We start from the raw sequence: 19133 nt of genomic DNA, 5'->3' as shown, positions 1-19133 counted from the left end.
GGTCCCCTCGGCTTGCTCGGGGGTGGGGTGGCGGAACCTCAGCTGCCTTCTCGCTGCGGGATCGTTTTCACCGGTGGCTCCGCCACAGGAGAAAACGCTGTCCTCGCGAGAACGCCGCTGAGAACCCGCGGCGGTGCCGGTGTCTCAGGTGGTCGCTGCTCAGCGGCTTCGCCGCTGACAGGATGGGAGGCACCGGGCCGGGTTCGGCTGCTCAGGCGTGCAGTGGGTGGTTCTGGAAGAACTTCCAGATCAGCGGGGTTGCTTCGATGACGGTCGGGTCGTCGGAGTCCGGATTGGACGAACGGCTCGGCCAGTCGTGCCCCAGCTCGTCGATGCGGTAGTGCACCAGCGCGCCCCGGTCGGCGCAGCCCTCCCAGCGCTGCTGGGTGACCAGGTCCTGCGGGTGCTCGGTGACCGGGTCGGGCGAGCACTCGTCGCGCTCGGCCCACCCGTCGAGCCAGTCGGGGATGGCGGGCAGGCCCTTCTCCGGGTTCCCGTCGTAGGGGATCGTACCGTCGGCGGTGCCGTGGAAGGAGATCATCGGCACCGGCTCGGACGGCGAGCACTTCCCGCTCTGCGGGTAGTAGGCCCCGGCCACCGGGGCGAACGCGGCGATGCGATCGCCCAAGCGGCAGGCCAGCACGTTGGTGAAACCGCCGCCGTTCGACTTCCCGGCCGCGTACACCCGGTCGGTGTCGACGCAGAAGTCGTCCTCGACCCGGTCGAGCAGGTCCTCGGTGAACCGGACGTCGTCGGCGTCCGCCGAGTACGGGGCGCCCTGCCACGCGGTGCCGCCGTCGGTGCCGACGAGGCCCTGCGGGTAGACGGCGATCGTGTCCAGCTCGGAGAACCGGGACAGCCGCTCCTGGTACTCGGCCGTGCGGTTGTGGCCGTGGAAGGACAGCACCACCGGCGTGGCGCGGTCCGGGTCGTAGTTCTCCGGCACGTGCACCAGGAACTCCCGGGTGCGGCCGCCGGAGGTGAGTTCCCGGTGCTCGGTGGTCCCCGGTTCGACATCGGGGGTGGTGCCGCAGCCGCCGCGCGGCGCGGGCCGCTCCGGCGTGGCGAGGGCGGGTGCGCCGGTGGCGGCGACCGCGCCGAGGGCGATCAGCAGGCTCAGCACTGCTCTGTGCATCGTCGACTCCTGTCTCGGCGCGGCCCGCCGCTGCGCGGCCGCGCGGTCCTCACTTCGCGGCGACGGGTTCCTTCCCGGAATCGCCGCCGGCCGCGGAGGATTCTTCCTCGTCCAGGAAGCTCTGCTCGTTGAACGGGTCCTCCTTGGCGAACACCCGCTGCATCTGCTCGCGGTCGATCTCCTTGGTCCAGGAGCCGATGATGACCGTGGCGATCGCGTTGCCCGCGAAGTTGGTGAGTGCGCGGGCCTCCGACATGAACCGGTCGATGCCGACGATGAGGCCGACGCCGTCGACGAGTTCGGGGCGGTGCGACTGCAGGCCGCCCGCGAGGGTGGCGAGCCCGGCGCCGCTGACGCCCGCGGCGCCCTTCGACGCGATGATCATGAACACGAGCAGCGAGACCTGCTCGCCGAGCGCCAGCGGTTCACCCATCGCGGAGGCGATGAACAGCGAGGCCATCGTCAGGTAGATCGCGGTGCCGTCCAGGTTGAACGAGTACCCGGTGGGCACGGTGATGCCGACGACGGGCTTGCTGACGCCGAGGTGCTCCATCTTCGCGATCAGCCGCGGCAGCGCCGCCTCCGAGGAGGAGGTGGACAGGATGAGCAGGAACTCGCGGCCCAGGTAGCCGAGCAGCTTGAACACGCTGACCCGGGCGAACGCCCACAGCAGCGGCCCGAGCACGAGGAAGATGAACAGCACGCAGGTGATGTAGAAGCCGGCCATGATGACGCCGAGGCCCTTGAGCGCGTCGACCCCGGTGGCGCCGACGACGGCGGCGATGGCGCCGAACGCGCCGATCGGGGCCACCCACATCACCATCGCGAGGATCTTGAACACGAGCCGCTGGATGTGCTCGATGCCGTTCAGGATCGGCGTGCCCTTGTCGCCGAGGGCCTGCAGGGCGAACCCGGCGAGCAGCGCCACCAGCAGGGTCTGCAGCACTTCACCTTCGGTGAGGGCGGAGACCAGGGTGTTCGGGATGATCCCGATGAGGAACCCGGACAGGCCCTCGGCCTCGCCCGGGGCCTGGTCGCTGCCGCTGGCACGCAGCTCGTCGGTGAGCTGGAGACCTTCGCCGGGGTGCAGCACGTTGCCGACGAGCAGCCCGACGACGAGCGCGACGAACGACATCACGAGGAAGTAGCCCAGTGCCAGGCCGCCGACCTTGCCGACCTTCGCGGCCTGCCGCACACCGCCGACGCCCAGCACGATGGTGCAGAAGATGACCGGGGAGATCATCATCTTGATCAGGTTGACGAACCCGGTGCCCAGCGGTTTCAGTGCGGTGGCGAAGTCGGGGAACGCGAATCCCACGGCGATGCCCGCCAGGACCGCGACGATGACGAAGATGTACAGGAAGTGGGTGCGGTCCCGCTTCTTCGGCGGTGCACCGGCGGCCTCGGGTGCAGCGTCTTTGCTTGGCACGGGTCAACTCCTACGGGATGTACCGATCACGTGGGTCGGCGATCACTCATTCGGTCGTGTCTCAGGTCACGAGCATGTCGGGGGAGACTATCGGACTCACCGGTGGTGACCGTCACGGTTGTGTTCATTGAGTTCATGCGGGAGCAACAGCAACGTCATGTCGTACCTCCGGCGGATCGGCCGCGCCAGCCTCGCGGCCAGGTTGTTCGTGCTGCAAGTGATCGTGGTCGCGGTGGTGGTGCTCAGCGGGGTGGCGTTGGGCTACGTCGAGGCGGAGCGCCGCACCGAGGAGGCCGCCGCGGACGAGGTCGCCGCGGTGGCGAACACCCTGGCGGTGGACCCCGGAGTGCTGGCGGCCGTCACCGGTGGTGATCCGCCGCGCACCTTGCAGCCGTGGGCGGAGCGGGTGCGGACGGCGACCGGCGTCGGGTTCATCACGATCATGGATCCGTCGGGGATGCGCTACACGCACCCGAACCCGGAGCTGATCGGGAAGCGCTTCGTCGGCAACATCGGTGCGGCCCAGCACGGCAGGCCGCTCACCGAGACCTACGAGGGCACCCTCGGCCCGTCGGTGCGGGTGGTGGTCCCGGTGCTCGACGACTCGGGCCGGGTGCGCGCGCTGGTGTCGGTGGGCATCACGGTGCGGGTGCTCACCGCGGAGCTGAGCGGGCAGCTGCTGGTGCTGGCCGGGGTGGGTGCGGTGGCGCTGCTGTTCGGCGGGGTGGCCGGGTACCTGGTGTCGCGCCGGCTGCGCAGGCACACGCACGGGCTGACCCCGGCGGAGCTGAGCCGGATGTACGAGTACCACGACGCGATCCTGCACGCGGTCCGCGAGGGCCTGCTGCTGGTGGCGCCGTCCGGCGTGGTGACGCTGTGCAACGATGGCGCGGCGGTGCTGCTGGGGTCGGACCCGGCCGCGGCGGAGGGCGCGCGCTTCGCGGACCTCGGTTTCCCGGAGCCGCTGGTGGAGGCGCTCGCCGAGCGGGAGCCGGTGCGCGACGAGGTGCACGTGACCGAGGACCGGGTGCTGCTGGTGAACGTCTCCGCGGTGCGCAGCGGCGACCGCGACCTGGGCAGCGTGGTGACGTTGCGCGACCACACCGAGTTGCAGACGTTGACGGGGGAACTGGATTCGATGCGCGGGTTCTCCGAGTCGCTGCGCTCGCAGGCGCACGAGTCGGCGAACCGGCTGCACGCGGTGGTGTCGTTGATCGAACTGGGGCGGGTCGAGGAGGCGGTGGGGTTCGCGACCGCGGAGCTGGAACTGGCGCAGCAGCTGACGGATCGCGTGGTGGGCGCGGTGGGGGAGCCGGTGCTGGCGGCCGTGCTGCTCGGCAAGAGCGCGGAGGCGCGGGAGCGGGGTGTGGAAGTGGTGCTGTCGGAGGGCAGCGCGGTCGACGATCGCGCGTTGGACCGGGTGGGTTCGCGCGATCTGGTGACGATCTTGGGGAATCTGATCGACAACGCGGTGGAGGCGACGTTCGAGGTGCCCGCCCCGCGGGTCGAGGTGAGCATCCGCTCCGACGAGGAGGAGCTGTCCATCGTGGTGTCGGACAACGGGCCCGGGGTGGATCCGGCGGTGGCCGGGTCGGTGTTCGAGCGCGGCTGGTCGACGAAGCGCTCGGGTCGCGGGCTGGGCCTGGCGCTGGTGGGGCGCAGCGTGCGCCGCTACGGCGGGTCGGTGCGGGTCGGTACCGGTCCGGGCGGCAGGTTCGAGGTGCGGATCCCGTTGACCGAGGTGCGCTCGTGATCTCGGTGCTGGTGGTGGAGGACGACCCGGTCGCGGGCGAGGCGCACGAGCTGTACGTGTCCAGGGTGGACGGTTTCGAGGTGGCCGGCCGCGCCCGCACCGGGCAGGACGCGCTGCGGTTCCTGGAGCACACCCAGGTGGACCTGGTGCTGCTGGACCTGCGGTTGCCGGACATGGACGGGCTGGCGGTGGCGCGGGCGCTGCGCAACGCGGGCAGCAACGCCGACGTGATCGCGGTGACCTCGGCGCGGGACCTGCGCGTGGTGCGCGCTTCGGTGGCCAGCGGCGTCGTGCAGTACCTGCTGAAGCCGTTCACGTTCGCGGCGATGCGGGAGAAGCTGGAGCACTACGCCCGCTTCCGGCAGAGCCTCGGGCACGACCGGGAGGCCAGCGGGCAGAGCGAGATCGACCGCGCGTTCTCCACGCTGCGCGGGGTGGACCGCGCGTCGCTGCCGAAGGGCATGGGGGAGGAGACGCTGGCCGCGGTGGTCTCGGCGCTGCGGGCGCACCGGGAGGGTGCCGCCGCGGGTGCGGTGGGCGAGCTGGCCGGGGTGTCGCGGGTGACGGCCCGGCGCTACCTGGAGTACCTGGTGGACAACGGGATGGCGGGCCGCGAGCCGCGCTACGGCGGGGTGGGGCGCCCGGAGATGTTCTACCGCTGGGCCGAGGATTTTGGTTAGGACCGGTCGGCGGACGGTGTGAGCAGCGGCGAGCCGGGGCCCTGCGCGGCCATCTGGTCGTCGGCGTTGTTCAGGGTGCAGGTGCGCAGCGACAGGCAGCCGCAGCCGATGCAGCCGCTGAGCCGGTCGCGCAGCCGCTGCAGCCCGTCGATGCGCGCGTCGAGCTCGTCGCGCCAGGAGCGGGACAGCCGCGTCCAGTCGGCCTTGGTGGGCGCGTGGTCGGTGGGCAGCGTGGCGAGCGCGTCGGAGATCTGCTCCAGGCTGAGCCCGACGCGCTGGGCGGCGCGGATGAACGCGAGCCTGCGCAGCACGGGACGCCCGTAGCGGCGCTGGTTGCCGCTGGTGCGGGTGGAGGTGATCAGGCCGCGCTGCTCGTAGAAGCGCAGCGCGGTCTGGGCGACTCCGCTGCGGTGGGCGACCTCGCCGATGGTGAGCAGCGCGGGAAGTGCGGACATGCTCCCAAGGTAGCCGCGAAGTTCACCTTAGGTCGAACTCCTGCCGGTCCCGGCCGGCTCCGGGACGAGCGCGCCGTAGCTGAGCAGGCGTCCGGCGGCGCGCAGCGCGATCTCCAGCTCGAATCGCGCCTGCGGGTCGGTGAGCGCGTCGCCGAAGAGGTCTTCGAGCTGGTGCAGGCGGTAGCGCACGGTCTGCGGGTGCACTCGCAGCCGGTGCGCGACCTCGGGGGCGCCGCCGCGGGTCTGCAGCCACGCCAGGAGGGTGTCGGCGAGCCGGACCTGCTGCTTCGGCTTGAGCCCGCCGAGCGGGGCGAGCCGGGTGTGCACGACCTGCCGGGTCAGGTTCTCGTCGCTGAGCAGCAGCAGGTGCGAGAGGTGGTCCTCGCAGCGCAGCACGGGGCGTTCCGGCACGAGTCCGGCGTGCGAGAGCTCCAGGAGCTTGCGCGCCCAGCGCAGCGCGTGCGGTGCGCGGTGCAGTTCGACGCGGGGCCCGAGCGCGACCCGCCAGCCCGCGAGCTGCTGCTCCCACGGCGGTTCGTCGTCCGCGTCGTCGTCGGGGCACGGCACGAGCAGGTGCGGGTGGCCGCTTTCGAGGTCGAGGAGCGCTTCCCGGCGGCTGAGCGGGTTGCTGCGCTGCTCCTGCCCGTCGACGCGTTCGAGGGCGGCGACGACGAGGGTGCGCGGCAGCGTCCAGTGCGCGGCTTCGGCGGCTTCGGCGAGGATCCGGCGCGGTGGTTGCGGATCGGTGAGCAGCAGTTCCAGCAGCCGCCGCCGGCGCCGGGCGCGGGTGCCGGCGGCGCGGGCCTGCGCTTCGGCGAAGCCTTCGACGGACCGGGCGGCCAGCTCGTCGATGTGCGCGTAGATCGCTTCGCCGAGCAGCAGCATGGTGCGGGGCGCGACGCGGGCGCGTTCGCGGATGCGGGCGGTGCGCCGCCAGGCGAGGCGGGCGCCGAGCCGGTAGGCGGCCTGCAGGCTGTCGAGGCTGCGGCCTTCGTGCATCTCGGCCTTGCCGAGCGCCCGGTGCACCTCGGCGCAGCGTTCCTGCGGTGCGGTGGGGTCGGCGATCTGGTCGACGAACTGGCTGAGGGCCTCTTCGACGCCGCGGCGGATGGCGTGCACGTACTTCTGGTCCATGGGCCGGGCGTATTCGGGGATCCGGAGTTGGATCTCGGTGAGGATCTGCGTGGCGAGGCTGCTCATCTCGGGCCGCAGGATGGGGGCGAGTTCGCTGGGCAGCGCCGCCCACGGATCCGGTGCGCCGGTGCGGGCCGCCCTCGTCAGCATGATCTTCTTCTCCTGTCGGGTGACGCCGGTCGGGTTCGGAAGGCGCCGCCGGAAAAGTTACTACTAATGAGTAGGAACTGTAATGAGCGGCTCCGCTCGGCCCTAACCGGCAATTCGGGTGAATACGAAGGTGGGCTGAATCCGGTTCAACATGAAGAAAATTCGTTTTCAATCGGTGATTCGGGGACACCGCCGCCGAGCGCCGCTTGACTTCGAGCTAACTCGAAGTTCGAGGCTGTCCGCATGACCACCTCCACCCCAGCGGGAACCGGGCTCGGCCACCCGGAGCTGCCCGCGCTGCTCGCCCGGATGTCCGGCGACGAGAAGCACTCGCCCGCCGCCACCTCCACCCTCGACGTGCTCTGGGTGCTCTACGACCGCGTCCTCGACGTCGACCCCGCGCACCCCGACGACCCCGACCGGGACCGCTTCCTGCTGTCCAAGGGGCACGGGCCGATGGCCTACTACGCGGTGCTCGCCGCGAAGGGCTTCCTCGACCCCGCCGAACTCGACGGCTGGAGCAGCTTCGACTCCCGCCTCGGCCAGCACCCGGACCGGCTGCTCGTGCCCGGCGTGGAGATCGGCAGCGGCTCCCTCGGCCACGGCCTGCCGCTGGCGCTCGGCACCGCCCTCGGGCTGCGCGCGCGGGGCCGCACCCACCCGCGCGTCGTCGTCCTCGTCGGTGACGCCGAACTCGGCGAGGGCAGCAACCACGAGGCGATCGCCGTCGCCGGCCGCCTCGGCGCCGGGCAGCTGACCGCGGTCGTGGTCGACAACGCCTCCGACTCGCACGGCTGGCCGGGCGGCATCGCGGAGCGCTTCTCCCGCGAGGGCTGGGCCGCGCACTCCGTCGACGGCCGGGACCACGAAGCCCTGCACCGCGCCCTCACCGACACCCGGCCCGACCAGCCGCTCGCCGTCATCGCCCGCGTGGAACCGAAGGAGTTCGCATGACCGCCCCGACCGAACCGCGCACCCGCCCGATGCGCGAGGAGTTCACCGACCTCGTCGGCGCCGCCCTCGACGTGGACCCGCGGCTCGCGGTGGTGCTCGCCGAGATCTCCGCCGACCGGTTCGCCGCCGCCGCCTCGCGGCACCCGGACCGGGTGATCAACGTCGGCATCCGGGAGCAGGCGCTGATCGGCGTCGCGGGCGGGCTCGCGCTCACCGGGATGCGGCCCGTCGTGCACTCGATCGCGCCGTTCCTGGTGGAGCGGCCGTTCGAGCAGCTCAAGCTGGACCTCAACCACCAGGGCGTCGGCGCGGTCCTGGTCAGCACCGGCGCGTCCTACGACTACCCGGCCGCGGGCCGCACCCACATGGCGCCCGGCGACGTGGCCCTGCTCGACACGCTGCCGGACTGGACGGTGCACGTGCCCGGGCACCCGCGGGAGTTCGCCGAGCTGCTCAGCGCGGCGCTGCTCACCGACGACCTCGTGTACCTGCGGATGAGCGAGCGCACCAACGCGGCGCCGCTGCCGGTGGGCCGCCGGTTCCTGGTGGTGCGCGAGGGGCGAGGTGGGGTGGTGCTCGCGGTGGGGCCGATGCTGCGGCCGGTGCTCGCGGCGACGGTCGAGCTGGACGTGGCGGTGCTCTACGCCTCGACCGTCCGGCCCTTCGACGCCGCGGGCCTGCGATCGGCGGCGCTGGCCGCGACCCCGGACGTGGTGCTGGTGGAGCCCTACCTGCGGGACACCTCCACGGCGGCCGCGAACGCCGCGCTGGCCGACCTGCCGCACCGGGTGCTCGGGCTGGGCGTGCGGCGGGACGCGGAACTGCGCGCCTACGGCACCGCCGACGAGCACGAGGCCGCGCACGGGCTGGACCCCGCGGGCCTCGCCCGGTCGATCCGCGGATTCCTCGCCACGAGCGGCCGGTAGCCTGGCGGCGTGGCACGCGTCGTCGTTTTGGACTATGGCTCCGGCAACCTGCGCTCCGCCGAACGCGCTCTCGAGCACGCGGGCGCCGATGTGCGGGTGACCTCGGACGCGCACGCCGCCGTCGAGGCCGACGGGCTCGTCGTGCCCGGCGTCGGCGCGTTCGGGGCCTGCATGGAAGGTCTGCTCGCCGCGGGCGGGGACAAGATCATCGATCGGCGGCTGGCCGGCGGGCGCCCGGTGCTCGGCATCTGCGTGGGCATGCAGGTGCTGTTCGACCGCGGCGTCGAGCACGGCGTGCAGGCCGACGGCTGCGGCCAGTGGCCCGGCGACGTCGAACGGCTCCAGGCGGACGTGCTGCCGCACATGGGCTGGAACGAGGTCGCGCCGCCCGCCGGCTCGGTGCTGTTCGCCGGGATGGAGCCGGGCACCCGGTTCTACTTCGTGCACTCCTTCGCCGCCCGGCGCTGGGAACTGCCCGAGTCGGAGACGATCGCCCCGGCCAAGGTGACCTGGTCCGAGCACGGCGAGCCGTTCGTCGCCGCGGTGGAGAACGGCCCGCTGTCGGCGACGCAGTTCCACCCGGAGAAGTCCGGCGAGGCGGGCTCCCGCCTGCTGCGCAACTGGCTCGGGACGCTGTGACGTGCGCCGCCACGGATTGATGAACCCGCGCGGCACCCGGGTCGTGGCCCTGGTCCTGGCCGTGGGCGTCGTCGCGGGCTTCAGCTCCACGTACCTGGTCGAGGCGGGCGTGCCCGCGTGGCTGGTGCTGGTGCTCGCGGTGCTGGCGCTGCTGGTCCCCGTGATCGCCGCGGCCCGCTCCGGTGACCGGCACCGCTGACCCCGCGCCGCACGGCCCGCACCAGGCCGCCAGATACAGTTGCCGCGTGACTTTCACGCTTCTTCCCGCAGTTGACGTGGCCGATGGCCAGGCCGTCCGGCTGGTCCAGGGCGCCGCCGGAACCGAGACCTCCTACGGCGATCCGCTGGAGGCCGCCCTCGCCTGGCAGCGCGCCGGGGCCGAGTGGATCCACCTGGTGGACCTGGACGCGGCGTTCGGCCGCGGCTCCAACCGGGAGCTGCTGGCCGACGTGGTGCGGCGGCTCGACGTGCGGGTGGAGCTCTCCGGCGGCATCCGGGACGACGACTCGCTGAAGGCGGCGCTGGCCACCGGCTGCCACCGGGTGAACCTGGGCACCGCGGCGCTGGAGAACCCCGAGTGGGCGGACCGCGTGGTCGCCGAGCACGGCGAGCAGGTCGCCGTCGGCCTGGACGTGCGCATCACCGAGGAGGGCCACCGGCTCGCGGCCCGCGGCTGGACCCGCGACGGCGGCGACCTGTGGGAGGTGCTGGCCCGGCTGGACGCCGCGGGCTGCCGCCGCTACGTCGTCACCGACGTGAGCAAGGACGGCACGCTGCAGGGTCCGAACACCGAGCTGCTGCGCGAGGTCTGCGCTCGCACCGAGGCGCCCGTGGTCGCCTCCGGCGGGGTGTCCAGTGTGGACGATCTGCGGGCGCTGGCGGAGCTCGCGCCGCTGGGCGTGGAGGGCTCCATCGTCGGCAAGGCCTTGTACGCCGGGAACTTCACCCTCGAAGAGGCCCTCGCCGCGGTGTCCTGATCGGACCGGACCCGGCGGTGCGGCACCCGCGCCGCCGGGCGACCCGGTGCCCCGGCGGGCGCCGCGCACGGCCTACGCTGGAGGCATGGGCGTCGCGGTACGAGTGATCCCCTGCCTGGACGTGGACGCCGGGCGGGTCGTCAAGGGTGTCAACTTCACGGACCTGCGGGACGCGGGCGACCCGGTGGAGCTGGCCAAGACCTACGACGCCGAGAGCGCCGACGAGCTCACGTTCCTCGACGTGACCGCGTCCTCCTCGGACCGGGAGACCACGTTCGAGGTGGTGCGCCGGGCCGCCGAGCAGGTGTTCATCCCGCTGACCGTCGGCGGCGGGGTCCGCAGCGCCGAGGACGTGAACCGGTTGTTGCGCGCGGGCGCCGACAAGGTGAGCGTGAACACCGCCGCCATCGCCCGCCCCGAGCTGCTGCGGGAGGCCTCGCACCGGTTCGGCGCGCAGTGCGTCGTGCTCTCCGCCGACGCCCGCCGCGTGCCGGAGGGCGGGCAGCCGACCGCGTCCGGTTTCGAGGTCACCACGCACGGTGGCCGCCGCGGCACCGGGATCTGCGCCGTCGAGTGGGCCGAACGCGCCCAGGAGCTCGGCGTCGGCGAGATCCTGCTGAACTCCATGGACGCCGACGGCACCAAGGCCGGTTTCGACCTGGAGCTGATCCGCGCGGTCCGCTCCCGCGTCGACGTCCCCCTCATCGCCAGCGGTGGCGCGGGCGCCGTCGAGCACTTCGCGCCCGCGGTGCGCGCCGGCGCGGACGCGGTGCTCGCGGCCAGCGTCTTCCACTTCGGCCGGCTGCGGATCGGTGAGGTGAAGGACGCGATGCGCGCGGAAGGGATCACCGTCCGATGAGCGAGCTGGACCCGGCGATCGCCGGGCGCCTCAAGCGCAACGCCGACGGCCTGGTGGCCGCGGTCGCGCAGCAGCGCGGCACCGGCGAGGTGCTGATGATGGCGTGGATGGACGACGAGGCGCTGCACCGCACGCTCACCACCCGCCGCGGCACCTACTTCTCCCGCAGCCGGGGGGAGTACTGGGTGAAGGGCGAGACCTCGGGACACGTGCAGCACGTGCACGAGGTGCGGCTGGACTGCGACGGCGACACGGTGCTGCTGGTCGTCGACCAGGTCGGCGCGGCCTGCCACACCGGTGCCCGCACCTGCTTCGACGCGGACGTGCTGCTCGGCTAACTCTCCGGGCCGAGGTCCCCGGTGAGGTAGCGCTGCAGGTTGGGGGCCACCGCGGCCACCACGGTGTCGTGGTCGGCGGAGGCCAGCGGCTCCAGCTCCACCACGTAGCGGGTGATGCCGAGCCCGATGATCTGCGAGGCGCTGAGCGCGGCGCGCAGCTCCGGGCGGTCCATCCGCAGCTCCCGCACCAGCCGGTCGATGATCACGGTGGCGACGAACTCGCGCAGCATCCGCACCGCCGAGCGGTGCGAGGCGACGCTGCGCACGAGTGCGGCGAACGCCCGGCCGCCCGCCGCGTCCCACGCGCCGAGGAACCGGCGCAGCACGCGCTCGGCGAGCTGCTCCCGGTCCCCGGCCAGCAGTTCCGGGATGACGGTGGTCGGGTCGACGGGGATGTGCACGGCCGCGGTGAACAGGGCCTCCTTGCCGCCGAACCAGTGGTTGACCATCGCCGGGTCGACGCCCGCCCGGGTCGCGATCACGCGCACGGTCGCGTCGTTGTAACCGGATTCGGCGAAGACCTCGCGGGCCGCGGCGACCAGCGCGGCCCGGGTGTCCTGCCCGCCCGCGCGGCGCCCTCGCCGCTTCCGGCCGTCCTGCTCGCCGCGAGGACCCGGCGCGCCGGGGTCGCCGCTGTCCCCGGGGTCGCCGAGCTGCCCGAGGTCAGCGTGCTGCCCGAGGTCGGCGTGGTCGAGGTCGTCGTCGTGGTCCCCGAGGTCGTCGTGGTCGCTCCCACGGCCGGTGCCGCTGTTCATCCCCGCCATCTTCGTCGCTGCCGGGTGCGGGCCGCAAAAGCCCGCCGCCCGACCGCTGCGACGCGCCCGGTGCGGGGTCGGCACAATGTGGACATGGTTGGCGACGGCGACATCGGCAGCATCACCCCGGACCGCGCGGAGTTCCGCGACCTGGCCGCCGGGCGGCGGGTCATCCCCGTCGTGCGGCGGTTGCTGGCCGACGACGAGACCCCGCTGGGGGTGTACCGGAAGCTCGCGGGCGACCGGACGGGCACGTTCCTGTTCGAGTCGGCGGAGAACGGGCGCTCCTGGTCGCGCTGGTCGTTCATCGGGGTGCGCAGCGCGGCCGCGCTGACCGCGCGCGATGGCGAGGCCTGCTGGACGGGCACGCCGCCGGTGGGCCTGCCGACCGGTGGTGACCCGCTGGAGGCGCTGCGGGAGACGGTGCGGCTGCTGCGCACCGACCCGCTGCCGGGCCTGCCGCCGCTGACCGGGGGCATGGTGGGCTACCTAGGCTACGACGCGGTGCGCCGCCTGGAGCGGCTGCCGGAGCTCACCGAGGACGACCTGCGCATCCCCGAACTGGTGATGCTGCTGGCCACCGACCTGGCCGCGCTGGACCACCACGAGGGCACGATCACCCTGATCGCGAACGCGGTGAACTGGGACGACAGCCCGGAGCGGGTGGACGCCGCCTACGACGACGCGGTCCGCAGGCTGGACGAGATGACCGAGCGGCTGTGCACGCCGTCGGCGCCGACGGTGGCCGCGTTCTCCCGCCCCGCCCCGGAGTTCACCCGCCGCCGCACCCCCGAGGAGCACCACCGGGCGGTGGAGGCGGCGAAGGAGGCGATCCGCGCGGGCGAGGCCTTCCAGGTCGTCGTCTCGCAGCGCTTCGAGATGGAGACCAGCGCCGACGCCCTCGACGTGTACCGGGTGCTGCGCACCACGAACCCGAGCCCGTACATGTACCTGCTGCGGCTGGCCGACCCCGAGGGCGGCAGCCCGTTCGACATCGTCGGATCGAGCCCCGAATCACTGGTGACGGTCCGCGACGGCCAGGCGACGACGCACCCGATCGCGGGCACCCGCTGGCGCGGCGCCGACGAGGACGAGGACGCGCGGCTGGAGAAGGAGCTCAGCAACGACGAGAAGGAGCGGGCCGAGCACCTGATGCTGGTCGACCTGGGCCGCAACGACCTGGGCCGGGTGTGCCGCCCGGGCTCGGTGCACGTGGTCGAGTTCTTCCGGATCGAGCGCTACAGCCACGTGATGCACCTGGTCTCCACGGTCACCGGCACCCTGGACGAGGGCCGCACCGCGTTCGACGCGGTCACCGCGTGCTTCCCGGCGGGCACCCTGTCGGGCGCGCCGAAGCCGCGGGCGCTGGAGCTCATCGAGGAGCTGGAGCCGACGCGCCGCGCCCAGTACGGCGGGGTGGTCGGCTACCTGGACTTCGCCGGGGACGCCGACACGGCGATCGCGATCCGCACCGCGCTGGTGCGCGACGGGATGGCGTACGTGCAGGCGGGCGGCGGCATCGTCGCCGACTCGGACCCGGTGGCGGAGGACCAGGAGTCGTTGAACAAGGCGAAGGCGGTGCTGACCGCGGTCGCGACCGCGCAGACGCTGCGCGCCCCGGACACGCGCCCGGCGGATGTCGCGGAGCGGGTGTGACGGCGCAGCGCGAGACCTCGGCGCGGCTGCTGTGGTCGGTGGTGCTGCTGCTGGTGGCGGCCGCGGGGCTGCTGTGGGGTGCGAGCGCGCTGACCTGGGCGTCGCGGCAGTACCGCACCCCGTTCTCGGGCGAGGTGGACGCGGTGGCTTCGGGCGCGGTGGCGCGTCCGGAGCTGGTGCCGCTGGCGCTGGCCGCGCTGGCCGCGGTGGCGGCGGTGCTGGCGACCGGTGGCCTGCTGCGCCGCGTCGTCGGCGCGTTGACGCTGCTCGGCGGCGCGCTGCTGCTGTGGCGGGCGGGCACGTGGTGGTTCGCCGCGGCGGCCGAGTTCGTGCCGCCGGGGGTTCCGTCGGGCGGTGAGCCGGTGGGCGAGCCGTCCGCCGCGCCGTTCGGGCCGCTGCTGGTGGTGCTGGCCGGGCTGGCGCTGCTCGCGGCGGGAGCGCTGGTGGCGGTGCGCGCCGGCCGGATGCCCGCGATGGGCGCGCGGTACTCGGCGCCGGGTGCGGAGAAGCGGAAGTCCACCGATCCGGACAAAAGGCTGTGGGATGCCCTGGACGAGGGAGCCGACCCGACGGACGAGCGCTAGCGGCGCGCGCACCGTGGTCCCGGCACCGGTTCGGGTACGTCCGGGTGGCGGTGGGGAGTCCTGCGATCGGAGTCGGCAAGGGACGAAGGTCCTTGCTGTGCAGGGACGTTGTACCGACCCCTTGGGCGGAGGCCGCACCGCGCGGGGTTAGCATCGGCCATGCGAACGGCACGGCGGGAAGGGGAGTGTCGTGATCGAGCGCGATGAGTTCGTCTGCGTCATTGACGATTTTCGAGACCTGCGGGCGAGTGTTCGGGGCACGCGTGGCGAGGTGTTCGAGTGAGCGTTCTGGAATCCATCATCGAAGGCGTTCGCGAGGACATGGCCCTCCGCGAATCCGCCGTTCCGTTCGACGAGATCAAGCAGCGTTCGGCTGCGGCGCCACCGTCGCACGACGCGCTGGCCGCGCTGCGCGCGCCCGGTGTCGGCGTGATCGCGGAGGTGAAGCGGCGGAGCCCGTCCAAGGGTGAGCTCGCGGAGATCGGCGAACCGGCCGATCTGGCCGCGGACTACTCGGAGGCGGGCGCGCGGGTGATCAGCGTGCTGACCGAGCAGCGCCGCTTCGGCGGTTCGCTGGCGGACTTCGACGCGGTGCGCCTGAAGGTCCCGGCGACTCCGCTGCTGCGCAAGGACTTCGTGGTCAGCCCGTACCAGGTGCACGAGGCGCGCGCCCACGGCGCGGACATGGTGCTGCTGATCGTGGCGGCGCTGGAGCAGAACGCGCTGGAGGCCCTGCTGGACCGGGTCGAGTCGCTGGGCATGACCGCGCTGGTCGAGGTGCACACCGCCGAGGAGGCGGACCGCGCGCTGGAGGCCGGGGCGAAGGTCATCGGCATCAACGCCCGCAACCTGCACACCCTGGACGTGGACCGCGAGGTCTTCGGGCGGATCGCGCCCGGCCTGCCGCCGGAGGTGCTGAAGGTGGCGGAGTCCGGGGTGCGCGGCCCGAGCGACCTGATGGCGTACGCCGGGTCGGGCGCGGACGCGGTGCTGGTCGGCGAGGGCCTGGTGACCAGCGATAACCCGCGCGTCGCGGTGACCCAGCTGGTGACGGCCGGCTCGCACCCGGCCTGCCCGCGGCCCAGCCGCTGATCGAGCCGGGCCCGGCCACCGGTCGGGTTCGGCGCACCGCCCGGGCGCGGCCGGTGTCGCGGCGCCCGTGCCGGGAACCCGGGGTGGGTGACGCGCGGCGCGGTGCCGCCGCGGCGCACGGCCGGATCCCCGGCGGCTGAGGACTACTAGAGAGGTGACCTAGATGGCGACGGTGCACGACGCGCAGCACGACCGCGCGCATCGGCCGGGCCGTCCGGTGCCCGAGGGGCATGACCCGGATGAGCGGGGCCACTTCGGCCCCTACGGCGGCCGGTTCATGCCGGAGGCGTTGATCGCCGCGCAGGACGAGCTGGCCGCGGAGTACGAGAAGGCGCAGCTGGACCCGGAGTTCGTGGACGAGCTGGCGCGGCTGCTGCGGGACTACGCGGGCCGCCCGTCGCTGCTGACCGAGGCGAAGCGGTTCGGCGAGCGCGCGGGCGGGGCGCGGATCCTGCTCAAGCGCGAGGACCTGAACCACACCGGCTCCCACAAAATCAACAACGTGCTGGGGCAGGCGCTGCTGGTCAAGCGGATGGGCAAGCGGCGCGTCATCGCCGAGACCGGCGCCGGCCAGCACGGCGTGGCCACGGCGACCGCCTGCGCGCTGCTCGACCTCGACTGCGTGATCTACATGGGGAAGGTCGACACCGAGCGGCAGGCGCTGAACGTGGCGCGGATGCGGTTGCTGGGCGCCGAGGTGCGACCGGTGGCGAACGGCTCGGCCACGCTGAAGGACGCGATCAACGAGGCGCTGCGGGACTGGGTCGCCAACGTCGAGGACACCCACTACCTGCTGGGCACGGCGGCCGGGGCGCACCCGTTCCCGGTGATGGTCCGCAACTTCCACAAGATCATCGGCGAGGAGGCCCGCGAGCAGTCGCTGGCGCAGTTCGGCGGGCTGCCGGACGCGGTGGTGGCGTGCGTGGGCGGCGGCTCCAACGCCATCGGCATCTTCCACGGCTTCATCGACGATCCGGGCGTGCGGCTGGTCGGTTGCGAACCCGCCGGGCACGGGCTGGACAGCGGCGAGCACGGCGCCACGCTCACCAAGGGCACGCCGGGCACGCTGCACGGCGCCCGCTCCTACCTGCTGCAGGACGAGGACGGGCAGATCACCGAGGCCTACTCGATCTCCGCGGGCCTGGACTACCCGGGCGTCGGGCCGGAGCACTCGTACCTGAAGGACGCCGGCCGCGCCGAGTACGTCGCCGTCACCGACGACGAGGCGATGCAGGCGTTCCGGCTGCTCTCCCGCACCGAGGGCATCATCCCGGCCATCGAGTCCGCGCACGCCCTCGCGGGCGCGCTGCGGCTGGGCCGCGAGCTGGGGCCGGACGCCACCTTGCTGGTGAGCCTGTCCGGCCGCGGCGACAAGGACATGGACACCGCCGCGAAGTACTTCGGCCTCGTCGACGAGTCGGGCGAGCCGGTGGCGGACGACGCAGACGGGGAGGCGGAGCGGTGAGCCTGCACGAGGTGTTCGCGGCCTGCCGCGCCGAGGACCGAGCGGGGCTGATCGGGTACCTGCCCGCCGGCTACCCCACGGTCGAGGGCTCGAAGGAGCTGCTGGCGGGCATGCTCGCCGGTACCGACGACGCGCCCGGCTGCGACGTGGTGGAGGTCGGCGTCCCGTTCTCCGACCCGGTGATCGACGGGCCGACCATCCAGGCCGCCGGGGACGTGGCGCTGCGCGCCGGGTTCCGCATCCGGGACCTGTTCGACGTGGTGTCCTCGGTCGCCGACGCCGGCAAGCACGCCGTGGTGATGACCTACTGGAACCCGGTGCACCAGTACGGGCCGGACGCGTTCGCCCGCGACCTGGCCGCCGCGGGCGGGCTCGGCGTGATCACCCCGGACCTGGTGCCGGACGAGGCCGACGACTGGATGTCCGCCAGCGAGGCGCACGGCGTGGATCGGATCTTCCTGGTCGCCCCGTCCTCCACGGAACAGCGGCTGGCGATGACGGCGAAGGCCAGCTCCGGGTTCGTCTACGCCACCTCGGTGATGGGCGTGACCGGGGCGCGCGACACCGTGGGCGACCAGGCGGAAGGGCTCGTGCGGCGCACCCGCGCGCACACCGACCTGCCGATCGGGGTCGGCCTCGGCGTCCGCTCCGGCGAGCAGGCCGCGCAGGTCGCGAAGTTCGCCGACGGCGTCATCGTCGGCTCCGCGTTCATCAACCGCGCCGAGCAGGACGGTCCCGCGGGCGTCCGCGAGATCGCCGCCGAACTGGGCCGGGGAGTCCGCTCCCGCTGAAGCACCCGGGGTGAACGGCCCACCGGCTCGGACGGGCGGGCCGTTCACCTGGCGATGGGGGTGGCGCGGCGGACCGATACGGTGTTCGGGTGAGCGCGCACAACCTCGCTGCCCCGGCGACCTCGTTCCTGGCGAACATTCCGAGCCCCCCGCAGGGGGTGTGGTACATCGGCCCGGTGCCGCTGCGCGCCTATGCGCTGTGCATCATCGCCGGGATCGTGGTGGCGATCCTGTGGGGTGACCGGCGCTGGCAGGCGCGCGGTGGCCGCAAGGGCGTGGTCACCGACATCGCGGTGTTCGCGGTGCCGTTCGGCCTGGTCGGCGGTCGGCTTTACCACGTCGCGACGGACTGGTACAAGTACTTCGGCCCGGGCCGGAACCCGCTGGACGCGTTGAAGATCTGGGAGGGCGGCCTCGGCATCTGGGGCGCGGTGGCGCTCGGCGCGGTCGGTGCGTGGATCGGCTGCCGCAGGCGCGGCGTGCCGCTGGCGGCGTTCGCCGACGCGATCGCCCCGGCGCTGATCACGGCGCAGGCCATCGGCCGGTTGGGGAACTGGTTCAACCAGGAGCTCTACGGCAGCCCGACCTCGGTGCCCTGGGGACTGGAGATCTACCGCCGGGTCAACGAGGACGGCATGGTCGACCAGATCTACGGCCGCGCCGTCGACCAGGGGGCGCCGCTGGCGGTGGTGCACCCGACGTTCCTGTACGAGCTGCTGTGGAACCTGCTGGTCGCGGTGCTCGTGGTGTGGGCGGACCGGCGGTTCCGGATGGGGCGCGGCCGGGTGTTCGCGCTGTACGTCGCCGGGTACACGGCCGGCCGGGTGTGGATCGAGATGATGCGCACCGACGCGGCCACGCACCTGCTCGGCATCCGCATCAACGTGTTCACCTCGCTGGTGGTGTTCGCGCTGGCGGTGATCTACCTGCTGGTGGTGCGCGGGAAGCGGGAGGACCCGGAGCTGTTGCGCGGCAGGCCGCTGCCGGGCGATGACGACTACGACGAGGAAGCCGGCGCGGCCGGTTCCGGCGGGGCGACGCGGGTCGACGCGGAGAACCGGGACGACGAGCCCGATGCGGCGAAGTCCGAACCCGCGCAGCCCGACGAAGCGCAGCCGGACGAAGCGAAGTCCGAACCCGCGGAGTCCGGCGATGCCGAGCCGGACGAGAAGGCCGCCGCCTCGAAGCCGGCGGACGAGAAGGCCGACCGGCCCAAGGAGACCTCCGCCGCCACGAGCGAGAAGAGCTCCGAGGACTCCGACCGCGACGAGTGACCCGCACCGTTCGGGGGCCGGGGCCCCCCCCCGGGGCCCCCGGGGGGGGGGCGGGGGGGGGGGGGGCGGGGGCCCGGGGCGGCGGAG

20 protein-coding genes are annotated in these 19133 nt (G+C 73.2%); 15 read left to right on the top strand and 5 right to left on the bottom strand.

Annotation, left to right across the window (positions count from 1 at the left end; translation table 11 throughout):
- Positions 1 to 211: 211 nt before the first annotated feature.
- Together LCD31_RS17750 and LCD31_RS17745 are read right to left on the bottom strand one after the other, a co-directional pair.
- Complete coding sequence (locus LCD31_RS17750) at positions 212 to 1135, bottom strand: PHB depolymerase family esterase (RefSeq protein ID WP_224959572.1); 924 nt, start codon at positions 1133 to 1135, stop codon at positions 212 to 214.
- A 49-nt stretch (positions 1136 to 1184) separates the two neighbouring features.
- Positions 1185 to 2564 carry a cation:dicarboxylate symporter family transporter gene (locus tag LCD31_RS17745; protein ID WP_224959570.1) on the bottom strand — a complete coding sequence of 460 codons (1380 nt, stop codon included), beginning with the start codon at positions 2562 to 2564 and terminating at the stop codon, positions 1185 to 1187.
- Between the two features lie 157 nt (positions 2565 to 2721).
- Here LCD31_RS17745 and LCD31_RS17740 point away from each other — a divergent pair, with 157 nt between their 5' ends.
- Both LCD31_RS17740 and LCD31_RS17735 read left to right on the top strand, forming a co-directional pair.
- A complete protein-coding gene (locus tag LCD31_RS17740; protein ID WP_224959568.1) occupies positions 2722 to 4317 on the top strand; it encodes a sensor histidine kinase in 1596 nt (531 codons plus the stop codon).
- The gene (locus LCD31_RS17735; protein WP_224959566.1) at positions 4314 to 4997 is read left to right on the top strand and encodes a response regulator; all 684 of its coding nucleotides are present in this window, start codon (positions 4314 to 4316) and stop codon (positions 4995 to 4997) included. Before LCD31_RS17740 ends, LCD31_RS17735 begins: the two co-directional genes overlap by 4 nt.
- Here LCD31_RS17735 and soxR read toward each other — a convergent pair.
- Positions 4994 to 5452 (bottom strand): redox-sensitive transcriptional activator SoxR, encoded by a 459-nt coding sequence (soxR, locus tag LCD31_RS17730; protein WP_224959564.1) that lies wholly within the window; start codon positions 5450 to 5452, stop codon positions 4994 to 4996. The two genes, LCD31_RS17735 and soxR, sit on opposite strands and share 4 nt — an antisense overlap.
- 27 nt (positions 5453 to 5479) lie before the next feature.
- Positions 5480 to 6736 (bottom strand): helix-turn-helix domain-containing protein, encoded by a 1257-nt coding sequence (locus tag LCD31_RS17725; protein WP_224959562.1) that lies wholly within the window; start codon positions 6734 to 6736, stop codon positions 5480 to 5482.
- A gap of 243 nt (positions 6737 to 6979) precedes the next feature.
- On the opposite strand from LCD31_RS17725, the gene LCD31_RS17720 reads away from it, so the two are divergent.
- The 7 genes from LCD31_RS17720 (at position 6980) to hisI (ending at position 11429) form a co-directional block, all read left to right on the top strand.
- A complete protein-coding gene (locus LCD31_RS17720; protein WP_224959560.1) occupies positions 6980 to 7690 on the top strand; it encodes a thiamine pyrophosphate-dependent enzyme in 711 nt (236 codons plus the stop codon).
- On the top strand, positions 7687 to 8616 hold the full coding sequence (locus LCD31_RS17715) for a transketolase family protein (RefSeq protein WP_374201666.1): 930 nt from the start codon (positions 7687 to 7689) through the stop codon (positions 8614 to 8616). The genes LCD31_RS17720 and LCD31_RS17715 overlap by 4 nt, the downstream gene beginning before the upstream one ends.
- A gap of 9 nt (positions 8617 to 8625) precedes the next feature.
- Positions 8626 to 9255, top strand: a complete 630-nt coding sequence (gene hisH, locus LCD31_RS17710; protein WP_224959558.1) for an imidazole glycerol phosphate synthase subunit HisH — start codon at positions 8626 to 8628, stop codon at positions 9253 to 9255.
- Positions 9256 to 9274: 19 nt separating this feature from the next.
- Positions 9275 to 9454, top strand: coding sequence for a hypothetical protein (locus tag LCD31_RS17705; protein WP_224959556.1), 180 nt, complete (start codon positions 9275 to 9277; stop codon positions 9452 to 9454).
- Positions 9455 to 9500: 46 nt separating this feature from the next.
- On the top strand, positions 9501 to 10232 hold the full coding sequence (priA, locus tag LCD31_RS17700) for a bifunctional 1-(5-phosphoribosyl)-5-((5-phosphoribosylamino)methylideneamino)imidazole-4-carboxamide isomerase/phosphoribosylanthranilate isomerase PriA (RefSeq protein ID WP_224959554.1): 732 nt from the start codon (positions 9501 to 9503) through the stop codon (positions 10230 to 10232).
- A gap of 85 nt (positions 10233 to 10317) precedes the next feature.
- Positions 10318 to 11091 (top strand): imidazole glycerol phosphate synthase subunit HisF, encoded by a 774-nt coding sequence (gene hisF, locus LCD31_RS17695; RefSeq protein WP_224959552.1) that lies wholly within the window; start codon positions 10318 to 10320, stop codon positions 11089 to 11091.
- Positions 11088 to 11429: a phosphoribosyl-AMP cyclohydrolase gene (hisI, locus tag LCD31_RS17690; RefSeq protein WP_224959550.1), complete on the top strand. Its 342-nt coding sequence runs from the start codon at positions 11088 to 11090 to the stop codon at positions 11427 to 11429. The genes hisF and hisI overlap by 4 nt, the downstream gene beginning before the upstream one ends.
- Here the strand turns inward: hisI and LCD31_RS17685 are convergent.
- Positions 11426 to 12184, bottom strand: a complete 759-nt coding sequence (locus tag LCD31_RS17685) for a TetR family transcriptional regulator (protein WP_224959548.1) — start codon at positions 12182 to 12184, stop codon at positions 11426 to 11428. The two genes, hisI and LCD31_RS17685, sit on opposite strands and share 4 nt — an antisense overlap.
- A gap of 93 nt (positions 12185 to 12277) precedes the next feature.
- Between LCD31_RS17685 and LCD31_RS17680 the strand changes: the two genes are divergently transcribed.
- From LCD31_RS17680 to lgt, 6 genes are all read left to right on the top strand, one after another.
- The gene (locus LCD31_RS17680) at positions 12278 to 13840 is read left to right on the top strand and encodes an anthranilate synthase component I (protein WP_224959546.1); all 1563 of its coding nucleotides are present in this window, start codon (positions 12278 to 12280) and stop codon (positions 13838 to 13840) included.
- A complete protein-coding gene (locus LCD31_RS17675; protein WP_224959544.1) occupies positions 13837 to 14424 on the top strand; it encodes a Trp biosynthesis-associated membrane protein in 588 nt (195 codons plus the stop codon). Before LCD31_RS17680 ends, LCD31_RS17675 begins: the two co-directional genes overlap by 4 nt.
- Before the next feature lie 279 nt (positions 14425 to 14703).
- Complete coding sequence (gene trpC, locus LCD31_RS17670; RefSeq protein ID WP_224959542.1) at positions 14704 to 15516, top strand: indole-3-glycerol phosphate synthase TrpC; 813 nt, start codon at positions 14704 to 14706, stop codon at positions 15514 to 15516.
- A 163-nt stretch (positions 15517 to 15679) separates the two neighbouring features.
- Entirely contained in the window at positions 15680 to 16981 is a 1302-nt protein-coding gene (gene trpB / locus LCD31_RS17665) for a tryptophan synthase subunit beta (protein WP_224959540.1), read from the top strand.
- Complete coding sequence (trpA, locus tag LCD31_RS17660; RefSeq protein ID WP_224959538.1) at positions 16978 to 17772, top strand: tryptophan synthase subunit alpha; 795 nt, start codon at positions 16978 to 16980, stop codon at positions 17770 to 17772. The genes trpB and trpA overlap by 4 nt, the downstream gene beginning before the upstream one ends.
- An 89-nt stretch (positions 17773 to 17861) precedes the next feature.
- On the top strand, positions 17862 to 19046 hold the full coding sequence (gene lgt / locus LCD31_RS17655; RefSeq protein ID WP_224959536.1) for a prolipoprotein diacylglyceryl transferase: 1185 nt from the start codon (positions 17862 to 17864) through the stop codon (positions 19044 to 19046).
- Positions 19047 to 19133: the final 87 nt, after the last annotated feature.

The sequence above is a fragment of the Saccharopolyspora sp. 6M genome (assembly GCF_020176775.1).
In the GTDB taxonomy this organism is placed as follows: Bacteria; Actinomycetota; Actinomycetes; order Mycobacteriales; family Pseudonocardiaceae; genus Saccharopolyspora_C; species Saccharopolyspora_C gregorii.
This window is presented reverse-complemented; position numbering and strand designations above follow the sequence as displayed.